Origin of the sequence: Pseudovibrio denitrificans JCM 12308, from assembly GCF_001310815.1 — a bacterium.
In the GTDB taxonomy this organism is placed as follows: Bacteria; Pseudomonadota; Alphaproteobacteria; order Rhizobiales; family Stappiaceae; genus Pseudovibrio; species Pseudovibrio denitrificans.
Map to the genome: position 1 here is coordinate 266,687 of NZ_BAZK01000007.1, position 17,016 is coordinate 283,702.

General features: G+C 53.4%; 18 protein-coding genes. 10 read left to right on the forward strand and 8 right to left on the reverse strand.

What is annotated here, in order from left to right:
* From nrfD to JCM12308_RS11435, 4 genes are all read left to right on the forward strand, one after another.
* A complete protein-coding gene (nrfD, locus tag JCM12308_RS29670; RefSeq protein ID WP_208978469.1) occupies positions 1-498 on the forward strand; it encodes an NrfD/PsrC family molybdoenzyme membrane anchor subunit in 498 nt (165 codons plus the stop codon).
* Positions 498-983, forward strand: coding sequence for a hypothetical protein (locus JCM12308_RS29675; RefSeq protein WP_208978470.1), 486 nt, complete (start codon positions 498-500; stop codon positions 981-983). The genes nrfD and JCM12308_RS29675 overlap by 1 nt, the downstream gene beginning before the upstream one ends.
* Positions 984-995: 12 nt before the next feature.
* The gene (locus JCM12308_RS11430; RefSeq protein ID WP_054783792.1) at positions 996-4,076 is read left to right on the forward strand and encodes a molybdopterin-dependent oxidoreductase; all 3,081 of its coding nucleotides are present in this window, start codon (positions 996-998) and stop codon (positions 4,074-4,076) included.
* A gap of 474 nt (positions 4,077-4,550) precedes the next feature.
* Positions 4,551-5,654 (forward strand): DUF1217 domain-containing protein, encoded by a 1,104-nt coding sequence (locus JCM12308_RS11435; RefSeq protein WP_054783793.1) that lies wholly within the window; start codon positions 4,551-4,553, stop codon positions 5,652-5,654.
* Positions 5,655-5,688: 34 nt separating this feature from the next.
* On the opposite strand, the gene JCM12308_RS11440 is transcribed toward JCM12308_RS11435, so the two are convergent.
* Positions 5,689-6,813, reverse strand: coding sequence for a glycosyltransferase (locus tag JCM12308_RS11440; RefSeq protein ID WP_208609203.1), 1,125 nt, complete (start codon positions 6,811-6,813; stop codon positions 5,689-5,691).
* Between the two features lie 204 nt (positions 6,814-7,017).
* On the opposite strand from JCM12308_RS11440, the gene JCM12308_RS11445 reads away from it, so the two are divergent.
* Complete coding sequence (locus JCM12308_RS11445) at positions 7,018-8,238, forward strand: serine hydrolase (protein WP_054783794.1); 1,221 nt, start codon at positions 7,018-7,020, stop codon at positions 8,236-8,238.
* Here JCM12308_RS11445 and JCM12308_RS11450 read toward each other — a convergent pair.
* The 4 genes from JCM12308_RS11450 to JCM12308_RS11465 all read right to left on the reverse strand — a co-directional run bounded on the left by JCM12308_RS11450 (position 8,233) and on the right by JCM12308_RS11465 (position 10,917).
* On the reverse strand, positions 8,233-8,616 hold the full coding sequence (locus tag JCM12308_RS11450) for a VOC family protein (RefSeq protein ID WP_037036667.1): 384 nt from the start codon (positions 8,614-8,616) through the stop codon (positions 8,233-8,235). The two genes, JCM12308_RS11445 and JCM12308_RS11450, sit on opposite strands and share 6 nt — an antisense overlap.
* Positions 8,617-8,775: 159 nt before the next feature.
* Complete coding sequence (locus JCM12308_RS11455; protein WP_054783795.1) at positions 8,776-9,141, reverse strand: VOC family protein; 366 nt, start codon at positions 9,139-9,141, stop codon at positions 8,776-8,778.
* A gap of 60 nt (positions 9,142-9,201) precedes the next feature.
* A complete protein-coding gene (locus JCM12308_RS11460) occupies positions 9,202-9,987 on the reverse strand; it encodes an enoyl-CoA hydratase-related protein (RefSeq protein WP_054783796.1) in 786 nt (261 codons plus the stop codon).
* An 84-nt stretch (positions 9,988-10,071) separates the two neighbouring features.
* Positions 10,072-10,917, reverse strand: a complete 846-nt coding sequence (locus JCM12308_RS11465; RefSeq protein WP_054783797.1) for a LysR family transcriptional regulator — start codon at positions 10,915-10,917, stop codon at positions 10,072-10,074.
* Positions 10,918-11,014: 97 nt separating this feature from the next.
* Between JCM12308_RS11465 and JCM12308_RS29680 the strand changes: the two genes are divergently transcribed.
* The 4 genes from JCM12308_RS29680 (at position 11,015) to JCM12308_RS11480 (ending at position 13,960) form a co-directional block, all read left to right on the forward strand.
* Positions 11,015-11,347: a twin-arginine translocation signal domain-containing protein gene (locus JCM12308_RS29680; protein WP_208978471.1), complete on the forward strand. Its 333-nt coding sequence runs from the start codon at positions 11,015-11,017 to the stop codon at positions 11,345-11,347.
* On the forward strand, positions 11,347-11,943 hold the full coding sequence (locus JCM12308_RS29685) for an MBL fold metallo-hydrolase (protein ID WP_244271886.1): 597 nt from the start codon (positions 11,347-11,349) through the stop codon (positions 11,941-11,943). Before JCM12308_RS29680 ends, JCM12308_RS29685 begins: the two co-directional genes overlap by 1 nt.
* Positions 11,944-12,147: 204 nt before the next feature.
* Positions 12,148-12,975 carry a transporter substrate-binding domain-containing protein gene (locus JCM12308_RS11475; RefSeq protein ID WP_208978472.1) on the forward strand — a complete coding sequence of 276 codons (828 nt, stop codon included), beginning with the start codon at positions 12,148-12,150 and terminating at the stop codon, positions 12,973-12,975.
* Positions 12,976-13,000: 25 nt separating this feature from the next.
* Positions 13,001-13,960 (forward strand): amino acid ABC transporter permease, encoded by a 960-nt coding sequence (locus JCM12308_RS11480; RefSeq protein ID WP_054783798.1) that lies wholly within the window; start codon positions 13,001-13,003, stop codon positions 13,958-13,960.
* A gap of 18 nt (positions 13,961-13,978) precedes the next feature.
* Here JCM12308_RS11480 and JCM12308_RS11485 read toward each other — a convergent pair whose 3' ends face one another.
* The 3 genes from JCM12308_RS11485 to JCM12308_RS11490 all read right to left on the reverse strand — a co-directional run bounded on the left by JCM12308_RS11485 (position 13,979) and on the right by JCM12308_RS11490 (position 16,248).
* Positions 13,979-14,539: a hypothetical protein gene (locus tag JCM12308_RS11485; RefSeq protein ID WP_208978473.1), complete on the reverse strand. Its 561-nt coding sequence runs from the start codon at positions 14,537-14,539 to the stop codon at positions 13,979-13,981.
* A 129-nt stretch (positions 14,540-14,668) separates the two neighbouring features.
* Positions 14,669-14,803 carry a multicopper oxidase domain-containing protein gene (locus JCM12308_RS32245; RefSeq protein WP_280138366.1) on the reverse strand — a complete coding sequence of 45 codons (135 nt, stop codon included), beginning with the start codon at positions 14,801-14,803 and terminating at the stop codon, positions 14,669-14,671.
* An 8-nt stretch (positions 14,804-14,811) separates the two neighbouring features.
* Positions 14,812-16,248: a multicopper oxidase family protein gene (locus JCM12308_RS11490; RefSeq protein WP_208978474.1), complete on the reverse strand. Its 1,437-nt coding sequence runs from the start codon at positions 16,246-16,248 to the stop codon at positions 14,812-14,814.
* A 495-nt stretch (positions 16,249-16,743) separates the two neighbouring features.
* Between JCM12308_RS11490 and JCM12308_RS11495 the strand changes: the two genes are divergently transcribed.
* The gene (locus JCM12308_RS11495; protein ID WP_128647379.1) at positions 16,744-17,013 is read left to right on the forward strand and encodes a hypothetical protein; all 270 of its coding nucleotides are present in this window, start codon (positions 16,744-16,746) and stop codon (positions 17,011-17,013) included.
* The last annotated feature ends 3 nt before the right edge of the window (positions 17,014-17,016 follow it).

Below are 17,016 nucleotides of genomic sequence, written 5' to 3' on the forward strand. Positions count from 1 at the left end.
ATGCCTGCTGTTGATCTGATGTCTTTTGATCATGAAGCCGTCTGGCGGCCCTGGGCGGTCGCTTACTTCCTGCTGGTGGGAACGGGCGCAGGGGCTGCCTTGCTGCTGGCTTATGCTCGTCTTGTGCGCGTTGCAGAAGCAAAAGGTGCATTGATTGTCGCCGCCAGTTTTGCGCTCGCCTCTGGTTTGCCACTGCTGGCGGATCTACACCAGCCTGCACGTTTTATGCACTTTTACAGTGGTGCAGCGCCCGGTTCCATCATGTGGTGGGGCAGCTGGTTCCTGCCGCTGTTCATCGGCTCAACACTTCTGCTGGCGTTCATGACAGGCCGCCGTGGCAATGCACCCATGTGCGCAGGTGAACGCACGCTGACCATGATTGTTGGCGTGCTGGCACTCTGCATTCTGGGTTACACCGCCGGTGAAATGAGCGTGGTTTCTGCTCGTCCGGTGTGGAACACACTCGGCTTCCCTGTGGTGCTTATTCTGACTGCCTGATGAGCGGCGCAGGTGCGACCATGGCCATTGATAGTCTCAATGGTGAAAAGGGAGAGGGCCGTTACATGCTGGTGGTGACAGGTGCCGCCACTCTGGTTGCCTTTGGCCTCTGGATGCTGACCGATGCCAGCCTTTCAACACTGGCTGCAGACTATGCTCCTGTTGGCTTACTCGGCGGGTTCATCATCGCAGGTGTTGTGGTTCCGGTGGCCCTGGCCGTGAGTGCAAAGTCCTCTTTGCTGCTGCGCGGAGTGAGTGGAGCACTGGCGGTGTTCGGCGCACTGGCCTTCCGCTGGTCCACGTTCAACGGGGCGCAGCTGATGTCCAAAACCGAGACGGTGTTTTATGGCCATGAAGCCGCGCTTTCTCAGGATGCTCTGCAAGCCTTGGCCGGGTCCGCGGGCCTGCTGATCCTCAGCCTGATCTTCGTCACCCTTCTCATCAACCTGCTGGCCGTGCGCGCCAGCAAGCAAACTCAAGCCTAAGGAGAGCCAGTTATGACTATTTCTCGCCGTGGTGTTCTTCAAGGCGCAACCGCTCTTGGCGCAGCTGGCGCTGCCTTCTGGGGCTTTGCTGAAACGGGCAAAAACTTCTATCAAGGCGTGCTGGGTACTGCGAAAGCCAAAGGCATTGCCGGAGGGGCTTTGCCACCGGAGTACAAGGTGGACCCTTCCAGTGGAGAGGTGATCCTAAACCCCGACCAACGGGTCGGCTACACAATGTGCATGGGCTGCACCAGCGTTTGCGGTATCCGTGTACGGGTGGACAAAGCCTCTGGCGACATTCTACGCGCCACCGGCAACCCATACAGCCCGCTCTCCACCAACCCGCACATTCCGTATGACACGCCCATCAAAGACGCGATCACCGGCCTGTCTGCTTATGGCGAGCAAGGCCTTCCCGGACGCTCCACCGCCTGCGGCCGCGGCAATGCCGCCATCGCCAAGCAGAACAGCAAGGAGCGCATCCTCAAGCCGATGAAACGTGTTGGCGAGCGTGGCAGCGGCCAGTGGAAGGAAATCTCCTGGGACCAGCTGATTGAGGAAACCGTAGAGGGTGGTGATCTGTTTGGTGAAGGCCACGTGGAAGGCCTGCGCGCCATCCGCGACCTGAAGACCCCGCTTGATCCGGAAAATCCAGAGTACGGCCCAAAGGCCAACCAACTGGTGGTGATCCCGGTCTTCAAAAACGGTCGTCTGATGATGGCTGCCCGCTTCGCCAAAATGGCTTACGGCACCCGCAACTTCGTGGGACACCGCTCTTACTGCGGCTTGTCCATGCGTGCCGGTTATGCAGCCATGCTGGACAATCTGAAAAAGCAGCCGCACCTGAAGCCGGATTATCGCCACGCCAAGTACATGCTGTTCATCGGCACAGCCCCCGGCAATGCAGGCAATCCTTACAAGCTGCAAGGTACACTGATGGGTGCTGCCCGTGGGCGTGATGGGGTGAAATACGCGGTGGTGGACCCTGTGCTCACCAACTCTCAAAACCATGCGTTTGGCAAAGACAACACATGGGTTCCGATCAGACCGGGCACCGACGGGGCGCTGGTGATGGGCATGATCCGCTGGATCATGGAAAACGAACGATACGACGCCAAGTTTCTGGCTCAACCGTCCGGCGCAGCAGCAAAGGCGGCAGGGGAGGCCAGTTGGTCCAATGCAACGCATCTGGTCATTGATGATCCCGAGCACCCCAAAGGCGGTTCCTTCCTGCGGCAAGGAATGGTGACTGCTGATCTGGACGAAGATGCTCAAAAGGCACCTATGTGCCTGGATGCGGAAACAGGAGAGCTTTCTCCTGCAAAGGGCCGCCCTGCCACACTGTTCCATCAGGGAACCGTGAGACTTCTGGATGGCTCAACTGTGCCCGTAGCCACCAGCCTTAGCTTGCTGCGCCGGGAGGCACTGCGCAAAACACTCGCCGAGTACTCTGTCGATTGCGGTGTGCCGGAAGAGCGCATCATCTCTTTGGCACGTGACTTCACCAGCGTTGGCAAACAGGCCGCAGCGGACTGCCACGGCGGCACCATGCACACCGCTGGGTTCTACACCGCCTACGCCATCGTCATGCTCAACGCCCTTGTCGGCAACCTCAACGCCAAAGGTGGCACCACTGCCGGCGGCGGTCGCTTCAAGGATGTGCAGAAAGGCCCACGCTATAACCTGCTCGCCTTCCCCGGCAAGGTGAAGGTGAAAGGCGTGGATGCAGGTCGCGGTGGCTTTGCCTATGAGAAAACCAGCGAGTTCAAACGACTGGTCGCAGAGGGCAAGAACCCATACCCTGCACAAGCCCCATGGCATTCCTTCACCCAGCCCATGGGCGCGCAATGGCTCACCTCTGTGCTGGAAGGTTATCCTTACAAGGCTAAAGCTGTGATCACATGGTCCTCCAACCCGGTCTACGGCGTTGCGGGCATGGAAAACGATATTAAGGAGAAGATCAAAGATACCAAGCGCTTGCCGCTGTTCATCGCTATTGACCCCTTCATCAATGAGACATCACGCTTTGCCGATTACATCGTGCCGGACCGTGTGTTCTACGAGGCATGGGGCTGGGCTTCTGCCTGGGGCGGCGTGCCAACCAAAGTCTCCACGGCTCGCTGGCCGGTGGTGGATTGCCAGACAGGCACAACACCGGATGGCCGCCATATGGACATGGACAACTTCTTCATCGACGTGGCCAAACGCATGGGTCTGCCGGGCTTCGGTGACAAAGCGATTCCAGATGCTGACGGCAACCTGCACCCACTTCATCGCTCGGAGGATTTCTGGATGCGCGCCGGTGCCAACGTGGCGTTTGATGGCGGTGCAGTGCCAGAAAGTGATGACACCGACATGGCGATCACAGGCGTGGATCGCATCCGTGCCGATCTGGAAAGCACCCTGAAGCCAGATGAATGGCGCCGGGTGGCCTACGTTTACAACCGTGGTGGCCGTTATGAGGATGCAGCGAAAACCTACAAGGGAGAGACCTTCGCACGCTCCTACAAAAAGGGCATTCAGGTCTGGAACGAGACAGTGGGCACGGCGCGCAACTCCATGACAGGCAAAAAGTTTGTTGGCTGCCCAACATGGCAGGCTCCAAGCTTTGCCGACGGCACCAAGGTGGATAAAGCCTTCCCGCCGGACCTGTGGTCGTTCCGCGTTGTCAGCACTAAATCCCAGCTGCGCTCTTCCAGCACCGGCGGCAATCCGTATCTGGATGATCTGAAGCTCTCCAACGCCATCGCCATCAACACGGTGGATGCTGAGCAGCTTTCCATAAAAACCGGCGACTGGATCAACGTGATCTCCCCGAGCAACCGCATCAGCGGGCAAGCTCTGGTGCGTCAAGGCATTGCACGGGGCGCCATCGGCATCGAGCACGGCTACGGTCACCGCGAGTTGGGCGCTCGCACCCACAAGATCGGCAATGTCATTCTGGAAGGCCACTCCAACCGGGGCCTCGGCACCAACAGCAATGATCTGGGCTACACAGACCCAACCAGCCAACGCCCGGTCCTGCTCGCCGATCCCGTCGTCGGCAGCATAGCCCGCCAAGCCCTCCCAGCCCGTATTGAAAAGATGAGCTAGGGAAGGTTCGCCATCCTGGATCAGCTCCCACCCCTGGAGCTGGTTCAGCCACAAAACTTGGAGCCGACCGCATAACAACAACCAAAGCGCCAGCTCCCCAACCCATCAGACCCCGCCCCCCAGCGGTGCCTGATGCCAACACCAAACAGCCGAAGCCAAGGCCCTCCAAACCGGTATGAGGCCACCACCCACCTAACACAGCTCCCGCGATGATGACGGGGGCTGTTTTTTTGGGGGGATTGAGTTGAAGCGATTCTCCGAACGGCACCAAAGCGGCCAAAACGCTCAAGATTCCACTCTCTTCAACACCGACTTCTCATCACGGTGCCATCCAACTATCCAATGAACCCCAGTCCTCTCAATAGCTTAATTGCAAAGCTCTGCCACCATCACCAACTAAGGCCATCATCAGCTTCAGACAAGACACCTGAGTCAGACTGCCTCTAACTGTTTTGTGTAATCGGATTCAATTCAATGGATACTCATCTTCGATTTAGTGTGCTCAATCGCGACTTGCCGGCTGCGAAAGATCGAACTGCGAAAGATCCAGAAATTGCGCGCGAGATTAAGTACTACGAAGAGAACTTCAAGAACGTTGAGACAGTTGACGATCTTCTGAATGATTATCGCCTCTATAACTTTATGATGAAAACAATGGGCCTTGAAGACATGGCCTACGCAAAGGGCATGGTTCGCAAAGTACTTGTTGAAGGTACATCAGACGAAAAAGCACTCGCGAATACACTGAGTGATGGTCGATTTAAGGAACTGGCTGAAGCATTCCCGTTTAATAAAGATGGAACCATTGAAGGTACGTTTGATTGGAGCGAAAAGAACGAGGCTCTGGACAGGAAAGTCGTTCGATATACAAATGTCCCAGGTGAGAAAGTTGAGGATGTTGATCGACTCGCCGATTACTACCAGCAAAAGATGCAGAGAAACGTCGGACTGACTGTTCAGCTTTTGGCAGACCCAGCCCTATATAAAGTAGTTACGATAGCTTACGACATTCCTCAGGAGATCATTGATGGTCCCAAGGAAGAGCGTATTGAATGGTTTGATAAAAACCTTGATCTCGATGAGATGAAAAAGCCTTCTGAACTTAAAGATGCAGTTGAGAAGTTTAAAGATGGGCTGGAGGCGCAGCGCGTTGAGAGCACTAAAAATATCGTCGAAAAGTACATTCAGGTCAGTTTTGAAGAAGATGAAGGTGAGCAGAACGAAGGCGTTCGACTAGCGCTCAACTTCCAAAGAACGGCAAAAGATATTACGGATGCCTACGAGATCCTTGGTTCGCCTGCGTTGTATCAAGTTGTAAGAACTGTTCTTGGTATGCCCGAGGAGATGGTTGGAACGGATATCGATAACCAAGCCGCGGTGATCAACGAGAAGTTCGACGTCAAGAAATTTAAAGATCCTGCCGAGGTCGATAAGTTCGTCAAGAAGTTCGTCATCCTCTACGATGCACAAAATGGCATTGGCACGGCTCCATCCGTACAATTGTTTGCCAGCAATCCGGGTGTTGGGATTCCTGAGAATGTCCTTACAGCGGTGAATGCGCTTAAATTTGGCGGTTAGTCGAGACTTACCTCCCACCAAGAGGCGTAGTGATCTACGCCTCTTCTATCCGTTTCCTCAATGCGTATCTGACGAGTTTGTCGGGTTTGGTGAGGAGGGACTTTAGGTGGCGGCTTTTTGAGATTTCGCGTTGGAGTTTGTAGAGGACCTCGGCGCTTTCTGAATCCTGGATGCGCATGGCTTGATCGAAGAGGAGCCCGAAAGCCTGACCCAGGTCTTTTTTGTTGAACTTTTCCTTATGGTTGAGCAGGAAGGCTTTGATTTGCTCTATGTCCATGGAGTTCAACGGCTTTCCATCCACGAATGCTTTTTTGTTGCAGTAGTAATCCTGCCGCGCTGACATTAGCCGCTCTCTCACCAGTCGCTCGTCGACAGCTTCCAGATCAAACTCATCGGCCATCTGGTCAACCGGGTCGCGGTGTCCGGCGCGGCGTTGCTGCACGCTGATTTCTGCCAGTCGGGTGATGTAAAAGTGCTTCCAGAAACGGTTGGTCAGATCGCGCTTATCCGGGAACCCGCGATAGGCCACAAGTCGTTCTGGCAGGTTGGCGAAGGAGTATCTGTCTTGCGCGCGCAGCCAGAGGTCATAATCCTGACAGATGCTGAAGATTTCCCGATACCCACCAAGGTCAACTAGAGCTTTGCGGCGGATCATCATGGAGGGATGCACAAAGGTGTTTTGCCCGCGGTCCAGCTGCGCTTTTATCTCGAAATCGTCTTCGGGATATTCAAAGACCCCTGTGGTCTTGCCGCTTTCATTTATGTGGTCTGCGAAAGTCCCGAGGAAGGATATGTCTGGGTTTTCTTTCAGAAATTCAATTTGCTTTTCAAAGCGTTCGGGCATGCACAAGTCGTCGCCATCCATGCGGGCGATGTAAACGCCGCTGGCCTGTGAGATGCCGAAGTTCAAGGCGCCTGCCATGCCAAAATGCGGTGAGTGCAGCAGTTTGAACCGGTCATCGACCGATGCGATATCAGCGCACACATCTTCTGAACCATCCGAGGAATGGTCGTTCACCATGAGCACTTCGAAATGCGGGTAGCTTTGGTACTTTATGCTCTGCAATGCGGGCAGCAGATACTTTCCGCAATTGTGAACCGGAAGAACGACACTGATCTCCACAATACCAACCTCATTGAGTGCTCGGGAATCTGGCAAAAGACATGCCGGGCAAATCTACCAGCTTCCGCAGCGGGTTTATTCTGGCAGATTTGCTTGGTTATTGAGCGAGGTATGATTTGTTCCGAGGGGGATAATGCGCAGCTTTAAACACCGGCAATCTGTGGCTTTTTGCCAAGGCAGGCAGACAGGCTTTGCCAATCTGGAAAGCTCTCTTTAAGAGAGGAAGGAGATTTGCGGCGAATGGAAATGCGCACCTTAAAAGAGATGTTTCTTGATCCGATCCTGAGCGTGAAGGATGCACTGGAGAACCTTTCTCCAGCCAAGCGCATCACGCCGGAAATGATCGAGCTGCGCAACACCTCTGATACGGATCTGCTCTTCAAGGTCTGGAATGGGAATGGCGAAGACCTTTCCATGTTCACCGATGGGTTCCTGTCGCTGGTCGGGAAAGAGGGGCTGCGCCGGTCTTTGGAGGACGCGTTGGCGGCTTACGGATCAACGCAGGAAATCAGCAAAGAAACGCAAAACAACGCATTTCTCGTCAAAACAACGCACTTTAACGTAACGGTGCTGCTGGAAAGGGAAAGATCGGGCAAAATCAAAGGCTTGTTTATCAAGCCAGCGCTGTATCTGGTTGAGAGCCTTGAAGATTGCCTGTCACGCATGCAGGAGGTGGCGTCCTCGTCCAGCTTGCTGATCCGAAAAGATGGCGTAGAATTTTTCAGCAAAGACGCTGACAAGCCGCTCGCGATTGGGCCTGCCTACAAACTGTTTGTGATGCAGGAACTGGTGCGCCGTGTGAAAAGCGGTGAGTTGAAGTGGAACCAGAAAGTTCGGCTGGAAAGAGATCTGGAATCTCATCCGGAGAGCAATCTTTACGCCAAAATGAAAGGCGGGTTGGTTACTTTGCAGGCGGTGGCCCAGCACATGATGGCGGCGTCAGACAACTCGGCTGCAGATGTCATTCTCAATCTCATTGGCACTAAGTCTTTGGAAACGTGTGAGGAACGGACGCCGTTTCTAACCTCGCGCCAATTCTATCAGCTCAAAGCAGACAGCAAACTGGCTGAGAAATACGGGCAGGCGGATGTCGCTCAGCGGCGGAATATTCTGGAGAAAATCGAGGAACGCCCGCTGCCTGCGATTGAGGATGTGGCAGATCCTTATCTGACAGGCGTGGAGTGGTACGCAAGTGCTGAAGAGCTGTGCGATGTGATTGCTGATATTGCAGAGGACAAGGCCATGCAGTTCAATCCGGGCCTTGCGGAAAAGACGGATTGGCAGCGGATTGCTTTCAAGGCAGGAAGTGAGATCGGTGTGCTCAATTTCACATATGATCTCAAAGGGTTGAATGGTACCCACTGGCAGGTGGCACTGACGTGGAACCACGAGGATATCCTGCCGGAAGGCACGCTGCTTGGGCTCACCAACGCGCTGCTTCAGGAGCTCAAAAAGCTATAGTTTGTGCTGCACCATGTCTTCTGGCTGCATCAATTCAATGCGGTTGCCAAAGGGATCATGGGTGGTTTTTCTGATGTAGCCGATGAACGTTGCGTCGTCGGAGACCTCATAGTCGGCGTCACGCAGGCGCTGTGCCAGCTTGATGATATCATCCACCACAAAGGCTGGATGGCCGACCTTGTTGGCCACGAACGGGTCTTGCACGCTCAGGTGCAGATTGATGGAACCCACCGAAAACCAACCACCTGGCCGGTTCCGGATGCTCTCAGGTCGCTCAACTTCTTCAAAGCCCAACAGATCCACGTAAAACTCGCGGGCAAGTTTATCCCCCCCGGGCGCGATGGGAAGGTTGAAGTGTTGCAAACTGAGGATTGTCATGTGCGAAGGCTCCTGTGCCAAGGTGAGCTTGCTTGATAAACTCACCCTCTAACACACACAGGATATCGTGAGGTTTTCGAAAAGCGGAAGATTTTCCGTTTATTTATCAATGTCTAAAGAAGAAAATGGAATTCTCTTTTTAGTGGGTCGTCTCAGGCGTTAGGCCGTCTTCTGCATCAGTTCAATACGGTTGCCGAACGGATCTTCGGTGAACTTGCGAATGTAGCCTGGCAGCGGTTTGTCGTCTTTCAAAACAGCACCAGCAGCGGCGAGACGATCAACGGTTTCCTGCAGGTTGTCCAACAGGAATGCTGGGTGGCCCTTCTTGCTTGGCGTGAACGGTTCTTCCGCGCCCACATGCAGGTTAACGGCACCCGCAGTGAACCAGGCACCGCCACGTCCTTGTAAAGACGCCGGTTTATCCACTTCTGTGAAGCCAAGCAGGTTGATGAAGAAAGCGCGTGCCGCTTCTTCCTGGCCTGCTGGCATGGTCATCTGAACGTGATCGAGAGCAATAATACCCATCAGCAATCTCCTCAATTATGGTTATGGAAAGCGCCACAACCACCCGGGAGGAGGCAGGCGCTATTTGAAAACGGGTGAACGTTTTTCTAGGAATGCGTTCAGACCTTCGGCGTGATTTTCCGAGTTTCCAGCCCGACGCTGCATCTCCGCTTCGCGGACCAACTGGTCTTCCAGCGTGCTATCAGCAGATGCATGAATGAGGTGTTTGGTCATTGCATACGCCGATGTTGGGCCTTTTGCAAGCCCGGTTGCAATATCTAGTACCTCACCCTGAAGTTGGTCATCTTCAATCGCTTCCCAGATCAGCCCCCAATCCGCAGCCCGTTCTGCTGTGAGCGGCATACCGGTGAGCATCAGGCCCTTGGCCCGCACCTCACCAACCATACGCGGTAGGTGAAAAGAGGCGCCAGCTCCGGGTACAAGCCCTAACCGACTGAATGCATGAATGAATTTGGCACTTTTGGCGGCAAAAACCATATCGCAAGCGAAGGCAAGACCCGCACCTGCACCCGTCGCTACACCGTTGACGGCACACAGAACCGGCTTCTCCATTTGGCGGATCGCATGAATGATCGGGCTGTAATGCTGGGTCAGAACATCTCCCAGATCCGGCTTCTCGCCAGTACCGTCCGGCAGGATGTCGTTGAGGTCCTGTCCGGTGCAGAATGCGCGGCCTGAGCCGGTGAGGATAACGGTGCGTACCTCTGACGTATCATGGGCATCTTTCAGTGCGGTGAGAAGTTCCTGACGCATCTCCGGGGTGAGAGCATTGAGTTTATCAGGGCGATTCAGGGTCAGCCTTAAAACACCGTCAAACTGTTCTTTTAAAAGGGTTTCCTGCGCCATTCTCTCTCACCCGTAGTCGTGCAACTGCAAAATCTGCGGGGATACTAGCGAATTGCCGAGGGCGCGCCCATAAGCCATTTGGTCTTACTGACCAGCTTTTGCCGTTTCAATGATGTGTTGGATAAATGCACGCGTCCGTTTGGGCCGATGCTTGCGGGCTGGGGTAACGATGTACAGTGGTACCTGAGGGACTTCCAGCGTGGTTTTGAGGACATGGAGCAGACCTTGCTCGACTTCCTGTTCGCAAAGAGAAAGCGGTAGCACGACAATGCAATCCCTTGATAAAGCGAGCTGTTTTGTCAAACGGAAGTTTGTTGTTTCTATGAGGTGATCTGGTGTTTTGCCCGCTGAGTACTCTGCGAGAAAACCGCCGGGGTCCAAAAGCGCGAAGGTATTGATGTTCTTTGCGGTGATGGTCTTCTGCGGCTTGCGGCAAAAAAGGCCAACGTGATCATAGGTATAGCGCTGTGCTATCAGCGCATCTTCACCCGGTTTGCGGGCGCGGATGGCCAGATCGAAATGCTCGGCGACCAGATCAACCGGATTGTCACTCATATCAACGTAGAACGACACTTTGGGATGCTTCTCAGTAAAGCTGCTGAGCAGGTGTTCCAATGTGTGGGCGGGATAATCTGTTGGAACAGAAATGCGAATGTTTCCAGAGAGTTCATCCTTCTCCAGCAGATCACTTTCTGCCTGCTGCAAAGCCTCCAGAGCCGGTTCACACTGCTGCATAAACCGCTCACCCTCCAGCGTTAATGATACACGCCTTGTCGTGCGATGCAGCAGCTGAACGCCAAGCCGTTCCTCCAAAGCCTGAACACGGGCGGTAACCGTAGAGCGCGGGACATGAAGCTGCTCTGCCGCCTCTGCGAAAGAGTTCAGACGAGCGACTTCCACGAAGGTTTGCAGCTGAGTGATGTTCGTCATTATGCAGCTAAATCGGATAATGTAGGCAATATTATCTGAATACTCCAACCTCACTGACTTTGCTAGGCCTATGCTAATTCTTGAGATAGGTGAGATGATGAACAGACGGAAGTTTCTTGGTTTAAGCGGTACAACAGCGCTGGTTTCTGCGGTTGGTTTGCCTGTATTAGCACACGCAAAGGCGCAATCGAAAGCCTCTGACGAAACGGAGGTAGTGCTTCAAATACAATGGCTTGGTGGGGCGACGATGCTCATCAGCTTTGATGGCGTGACGTTCCTGACTGATCCGGCATTTGGCGTTGGTGAACAGGCGATTGTGATGCCGAACCCTAATGAGATGTTTGATCTTGCCAAGGGGCCAAATCTCAAACCACAGCCCCGGTTCGGGGTGTTGCCTGCATTTGATCTAGCACCGTTACAGCCACTCTGATCAGCCATTCGCATCCAGACCATTTTGATGCAGCCGCAGAAGCACAGATTGCCTCTGACATGCCGATGATTGCGACGAACCGTGATAAGCAAGAGCTTGCCAGCAAGGGATTTTCCAACATATCCGTCCTGCCTTGGGGTGAGCAGATGGTGTTTCCAACGAAATCGGGCCAGATCACTATCACAGCGGTGGAAGCCAAACATTCAGAGAACCCTGAGATCCTGAAAGTGCTTGGTCCGGGCAATGGATACTTCATGGAGTTTGAAGCAGGAGACTACCGCAAGACCCTATACTGGACGGGGGATACTTTCCCGGTGAATGACGTAATGGCTTCCGTGCAAGCCTTTGGAGAGATTGACGTTCTCATCCCGCATGCGGGCGGCGTAGGCAGCACAGGTGCGCTTGGCAAGATCAGCATGGATGCTGAGGATGTGGTGAAGATGGTGGACCGCCTCAAACCGAAGAGCATTCTGCCAATCCATCATTCCACGTTCGGGCTGTTTCTCGAACCTATCTGGAAGCTGGTGCAGGCCATGGATGGACATGCGTCGGATTTGGATCTGATCGCGGAAGGTAGTCATATTCTGTACAAGTAGACGTAGATGTATGTGCGGTGACTATATTGTGTTGCCGCACATTTATATTAGTGATCATGTGTTCATGAGGATGCCTGAAAGCAATTTGAAGATTTTACTCAGTGAAACTGATCTGTGTTCATATATGAATAAATGAGAATCTCTTGTTTCCCTCAGTTTGGTTGCCTAGGATCATCCGGATAATATTATTATTTGGAGGGGGAAATGAATATTATTAAGTCAATCGCGAGTATTGGTTCCATCGTCGGCCTCTCATTGCTGGCAGTCTCTCAGCCGGTTTTCTCGGGTGAGGTGATGGACCGTGTCATGGAAACCAAGGTGATCCGTGTCGCAACCAACTCCGGCTACCCGCCTGCATCCTATCTCAACGCAGATGGCGTGTTTGAAGGCTATGACATTGATGTGTCTAAGGAAGTTGCCAAGCGCATGGGCGCGAAGGCGGAATTTCTGAACCCGGCGTGGGAAGCGATCACCTCCGGCAAGTGGGGCGGGCGCTGGGAGATGTCCATCGGCTCCATGACGCCAACACCAGCACGTGCAAAAGTGCTCGATTTTCCAGCTGTTTACTACTATACGCCAGCAGCGTTTTACGTGCACAAAGACTCGTCCTACGAGACGTTGTCTGAGCTGAACGGCAAGCGCATCGGCGCCAGTACCGGCTCCACCTTTGAGTATTATCTGCAGCATGAACTGGAGCTGGATCAGGCTTACTCGCCAGCCTTCGAGTTTGCCGTGAAACCGGGCGAAGTCCGCACATATGAAGCCGATTCCAACGTTCTGGATGATCTGCGCCTGGGGGATGGCAAACGACTGGATGCCGGGATTACATCGGTTCCGACCATTCTGGAGGCTATCAAAGCGAACTATCCGATCCGGATTTTGGGTGAGGCTGTCTTCTTTGAGCCGCTGGCTGTTGTGACGTCCCGCGATGACCCTGAGTTCTCCAAGAAAGTTGGCGAAATCATTGAGGAAATGCGGCAGATGGCACGCTGGTGGAGCTGTCCAAGAAGTGGTTTGGTGCTGATCTTGTGACCACGTCGCACTGATCGGCTGTCCTATGACATTGCTCGTAAATCTGTTTAGTCATGCGCCTTCCCGGCGCCTGGCTTTCTTCGTGGTTCTGGCCGCTCTGCTTATGGCGTTTGATCTGAGCAGCGTAGGCCAGTACCTGTCGACATTGCTCAATCTGGATGTTGCGCCCGACACCGCCTCTGTGCTCGCTGCCTTTGCCATCTCAGCTGTGATCACGGCAGATGTAGTGTTCGTCTCCAAACTGCCCATGAAGGTACAGGTGCCAATCTACTGGGCGCAGTTGCTGGCACTGTTTCTGGGCTTCTTTTACTCGTTCGATCTGTCGTTTCCGTTCATTATCGAGCGGTTGCCGATCCTGCTTTACAAAGGGCTGTTCTACACACTCTTCGTTTCGTTCGCGTCGATCATTTTCGCAAGCATTCTGGCATTTGCTGGTGCGTTGATGCGGCTTTCCAACTCAGGTCCGGCCTATGCGATTTCAACATTCTACGTCTCGTTTTTTCGAGGCACGCCGTTGTTGTTGCAGGTCTATCTGATTTATCTCGGTCTGCCGCAGCTTGGGATTACGCTGGATGCGATCCCTTCGGGTATCCTCGCGTTATCGCTGAGCTATGGGGCATATATGACGGAGATCTTCCGGGCTGGCATTCAGGCCGTGCCACGGGAGCAATCTGAGGCGGCGGCTGCGCTTGGCTTGCAGCCATGGCAGACCATGTGGAAGGTGGTTCTGCCCCAAGCGATCCGCATCATCATTCCGCCGACTGGCAACAACTTCATCTCCATGCTGAAGGACAGCTCGCTTGTCTCAGCCATGGGCATCATGGAGCTCATGTATCTGGCGCGCACACTTGGCCGTTCGGAGTTCAAGCACTTCGAGATGTTGATCAGCGCGGCTTTGATTTATTGGGCCGTGAGTTTTGTTTTTGAGATGATACAGGCGCGGCTGGAGAAGCGGTTTGCGACCTCGCAGAAGCGTGTTGGTTAGGAGAGGGAGGGAGGCCGCTCAGGCCTTCTTTCTGTCGCGCAGAAGGTCGTGGCATTTGATGGCGCAGTAGTAGCCTATGGTGAAGAAGAGGCTCATGGAGAGCACTTGCAGATAGAACCGGTCAAACGTGTTCTTATGCAGCATCAGGTTAAGCGCATGGCCTACGTAAACGCCGAACATCATCATGGAGATCGCGAAGATGTGGATGAGTATTTTCGCGCTTCTTGATCCTGCATGGCCTTTACAATGGTCAGCAAAGAAACAGGTGACAATGCAGGCGAACACCATGATGAGGGTCATCCAGTTCAGATAAACCGCCGCAAGTGCAAGGCTGTTCATCTGCTGCATGGCAAGATCATGGTCGATGGACAGGTCGATCTGGTGGCCCACCATCATGCCAAACCCGCCATAGACAAACCCACTCCAGAAATAGGTAAAGAGATAGTCGGGCAGTACTGTTTTTTGCAGGCTGACCATGCCAAAGAAGAATATGCTGAGAATAAACGCAACTTCAAAGACATGGAGTGTGTCAGGGCGTGTAATCAGTGATACAATGATCAACTGGAAGACAAGCATCATCCATAGCCGACGGGGCTGGAAAGCAGAAAGTGGCTTAATGAAAAGCTGCGCATTCCTTTGGGCTTCCGCTCGTTGCTTGGGCTGATGCCGTCAATATCAATCATCTGGTCTTATCGGCTCTTTGGCCTGCTACTGATTGTTGTTCCAGTCGTCTTTTTCTTTCAGATCACGAACAACCTTCACATGCTGCATCATGCCGCCATCTTCGTGATAGAGCAGGTGACAGTGTAACGGATACTTGCCGACGAAGTCTTTGAACCGCATTCGGAATTTTACATGCCCATGAGGTGGAACCTGAATGGTGTCAGCCAGAAGGGGAGTTCCAGCGTGTAATCGAGCGGATCATCGCCTTCAATCTCATAGACATACATCGGGTTCACATGGATATGGATCGGATGCGGAAACTCGCTTTCGTTCTCCAGCGTCCATTCTTCCACCGCGTCCAGTTCAACCCAATGGTTCACCACTTCACAGCCACCGAACTGGCCATGGTCGATGGTGACGTTCACCCCTCGATAGTACTTCTCGGGATTATCCAGCGTGTTGGCCTGGAACGTGAGTGTACGTTTGTTGGTCACCTCTTCTGGACGGATCGGCTCAAGCAAACCACCGCGCAGGCTCTCTGGGAACGGAGGCGGTGTTGTGCGTTCGGCGGTTTCGGTTGGCATGTAGATCGCCGCACCAATCTCTTCACCACGCTCCACCTCAATCGCGAAAAGAGGTGGGTTGTTGTGGTATTTGTAGTGCGGAATGAACTGGTACTCGACCGAGTTGTTCTGCACGTAATAGAAGGCGCCCGGAGTGGCTCCCTCGCTGATTTTAAGCAGTACAGACGCGCGATTGGCGGGGGCGAGGCTTACACCGCCCTGCCTGCGATAATTCTCTGTAGGGTTGCCGTCATAGCCGTAGATGAACATCTGCGCGAAGAACGGGCACTCGAAGTTGATGGAGGACCGCGTTGTTGCGTTCAGCAGACGCAGGTTGATCAGCTCACCTGGTTTCACCTTGATGATGGGGCAATACTGGCTGTTGACGGTGATGTTGTATTCACTATTGGGAAACTTAGCGACCTGCTTCTGATCTTCTACCTTGCCTTCCGCATCTACCGCGATGTTCTGGAACACCATGCAGTATTCCTTCACGCCCATCTCTTTCAGCTGATCATCAAACGGACCACGCACGATGATCATTCCTGCCATCCCGCTGCCCACCTGAAGGGCCACAGAGCCATGCTTGTGGGGATGGTACCAGTAGACGCCGGGTGGATGGTCAGCGGGGATGTCGTACTCGTAGTGGTACTCCTCGCCGGGACGAATGGTCATGCAGACGTTGTCGCCGGGGGATTCCGGCGTCACATGCAGGCCGTGAGTGTGGATGTTGTAGTTGTTGAAACCGTAAGGGAAGTTGATGTCATCCGGCTCGGTCTGATCCTGCTCAGGCAGTTTGTTGTGTGTGTGGATCTGCAGCTTGGAGCCGGGACGCACTTCGATCGTCGGACCAGTGAGCGTGTTGCCTGCTTCCTTGGTGATGTCGCTTGTGAAGACCCGTGTATGGGTAGGAACGTTGTGAGGCTTTTCGAAGCTGAAAACATTGTTGGTGTCGTATTCCACATCCAGCGTAACTTCCAGGTGCTTCTTGTCAGGGTCCATTACATAAGCTGGTGGGTTTTTGATAGGGCTCAGGAAGGAAAAGGGCTTCGCCTCACTCATGTAGCGGCTCCTCAGGTCGGGCAGCACTTGGGTGCTTGTTGTGGTTTTGCTTTAAACCTACTGAGGATGGAGGAGGGGTGGAATCTCTGCTTCGTAACGCGGTTAAAGTAACGTTAGGGTATTTGCTCGTTTCCAACGGGAGTTACGTTAAAACCCCAAACGCGCACTCCGTGCAGCTTTCTGAAGGGGGCAACTTGCCGTTGCCGAGAAGTAAATACCTGAATCAGAATCTCTTTCTCGGATTTAGAATGATTATTTGTTGTGGGAAGTCTACGTATTTCTTACCCAAGCGTGACCTATGTCAATTTGCCTAGAATATCACCACATCTGGTTGCAGTTCTGTGAAATTTCTACACACATCAAGTTGTTGATATATATAGCAAAAAATACCTCTTACGAGTGCCTCACAATAACTTGACGATGGTCAATGTGAGAGACGAAAGGGCGAGCTTACATAACGATGCCGGGTAAGGTTCGTCAGCATTGGAGTTTATGGTGTCGTTTAAATCAATTCTCCGTTTTTCGGCTAATGCCGCGCAGCAATGCGCAGCCAACGCCGTTGCTGTAGGTGCTCACAAGAAGTGCGCAGCGATTGATGGCCATAATCTGAATTCTATAAGTGTCATCAAAGACGAACGCCTGATTACTCCTTCGGGCATGTTCTATGTCTCCAACACCTTAAAAGACATCGGTTCGGCAACACTCCAGATCACCAGGGAGCTCCCGTTGCTCCTCTATTTTCGCCAGTTTCGATTTGAGGAATGAGTT